This window comes from Neisseria sp. P0009.S007 (assembly GCF_051962515.1).
Genome location: NZ_JBQCVF010000116.1, coordinates 4,463 through 6,420, shown reverse-complemented (window position 1 = coordinate 6,420; position 1,958 = coordinate 4,463). Strand labels below are relative to the sequence as shown.

Genomic DNA, 1,958 nt, shown 5'->3' with positions numbered 1-1,958 from the left:
GCGCGCGCAGGCATCTGCATTAAAACATACTGCCCCAATTTTGCGCCGTTATAGCTGCCTTTTCCAAGATCGCCGACTTCGTTGATGATTTCAAAAAAGCTGTACAAAGCGAGAAAGGCAAGGAGAGCGTAAACCGCCATAACCGCCATTTGACGGATGATGTAACGTGAAATCAGGTTCATTTTCCGCCTTTCAATGTCAGACTTTTGGCAACCGCCTGCCAGAAGGGTTGGCTAGGCATACTGCGCACACGCAGCAGGACGACGGCAATCACAAACATGATGATGTGCATAGGCAACAGTCCGAGCCAAAAATGGATTTTGCCGTCTTCCACAGCATTGCGTAGGAAGGTCAGCCCGTTTTGGTAAACCAAAAACAAACCGATGGCAATCAGGATATTGTAGGTATGGCCGCTGCGCGGATTGAAATAGGAAAGCGGCACGGCAAGCAGGCACAACAACAAAACGCTGACGGTCAAGGAAATACGCCACATCAGTTCCGCTTGGTGTTGCGGGTTGCTGCTGCCAATCAGTTGTGCGGTCGGAATGGTACGGCGGTGTGAAACAGGGTCGATGAGTTTGGGCGTGGTGCTGATAATCAGGCTGAGGTGTTGGAAAGAAACGCGGTTGTAATCGGCTTTACCAGGCGTACCGCTGTAACGGTAGCCGTCGCGCAATTCAAGCGTACGTTTGTTGTCGGTCAGCGAAAAATTGCCCTCTTTGGCAAAAACGATGTTGTCGTTGCCGTTTTTATCCTGCTCGCGCAGGAACAGGTTTTTCATGATGCCGGATTCGGTATCGAAGGTTTCGACAAAATAAACCCTGCCGTTGCGCTTGCCCAAGTTATTGAACTCGCCGGCTTCCACCAAAGACAACTCCTGCTTCTGCTTCAAAATTTCGGCATATTCGCGGCTGCGCAACTCTGCCCACGGCATTACCCAAAGCTGCATGACGGCAATCAAAATGGCAAACGGCACGGCAAACTGCATGACCGGGCGTATCCATTGTTTCAATGCCAATCCGCAGGAAAGCCAAACCGACATCTCGCTGTCGCGCCAGTAGCGGGTCAATACGGTCAACGTACTGATAAATGCGGTCAACACCAGCAAAAGCGGTGTCATGCCGATTACCCAGAAGCCGACTAAGGCCAACACGGCATCGATGGCGACACGCCCGTCGGCTGCGCGGCCAAGCAGGTTGATGGCCTGCGTGGACACCAATACCGCCAAGAGGACGACAAAGATGCCGACGGCGGTAAAGGAAAGTTCTTTAATAAAGTTTCTTTGGTAAATCATAAGATTGAGCGTGGTATACGGTTTATGGGAAACCTATATTTATTAATAAGGCTTCAGACGGCATGACACAAATGGAGTACAATGATTTTCATCTGTTCGGACGGTTGGTCAACAGGCCGTCTGAACAACCGACAACCGTTCCAATCAGGAGAATAAACGTGAAATTTAGCACAAAAGCCGAAACTTTGCAGGCTCAACAGGCAGGTGCGCAATTATTTGTCTGCGCCGAAGCATCGCAACTGAGCAACCCGACTGCCCTCGCCCTCTTCGCTTCCCTTGAAGAAGGTCAAAATTTCGCCGACACCAAAATCCCGACGGACAACGGTTTGCAAGCCATTGCCGTCTCCCGCCTCGAAAAAACCGACCGCGCCGTATTGAACAAAACCGCAGCCGAAGCCGCCAAATGGGCGCAAAATCAAGAAACGGTCAATGTGGACGTTTATGCCTTTGAAGAAGCGCAAGCCGCCGCTGTTGCCGAAGCGTTTGCGATTGCGTTCGGCAATGCCGCCTACCGTTTCGACCGCTATAAAAAAGAAGCCAAACCGACCAAATTTGCAGAAGCCGTGTTCCACAGCGTACACGAAGCCGCCGTCAAAGAAGCCCTGCGCGTTGCCGAAGCGCAAGTTTACGGACAAAGCCTCTGCCGCGACTTGGGCAATGCCGC

The 1,958-nt window shown here is 51.6% G+C and carries 1 protein-coding gene and 2 pseudogenes; 1 reads left to right on the top strand and 2 read right to left on the bottom strand.

Features of this window, described 5'->3' with window-relative positions:
* Positions 1–182: pseudogene (locus ACTHS3_RS09770) on the bottom strand (LptF/LptG family permease); the annotation flags it as partial.
* Positions 179–1,294, bottom strand: coding sequence for an LPS export ABC transporter permease LptF (gene lptF / locus ACTHS3_RS09765; protein WP_003686055.1), 1,116 nt, complete (start codon positions 1,292–1,294; stop codon positions 179–181). The pseudogene ACTHS3_RS09770 and the gene lptF, both read right to left, overlap by 4 nt.
* A gap of 158 nt (positions 1,295–1,452) precedes the next feature.
* Here lptF and ACTHS3_RS09760 point away from each other — a divergent pair.
* Positions 1,453–1,958, top strand: a pseudogene (locus tag ACTHS3_RS09760) (leucyl aminopeptidase); the annotation flags it as partial.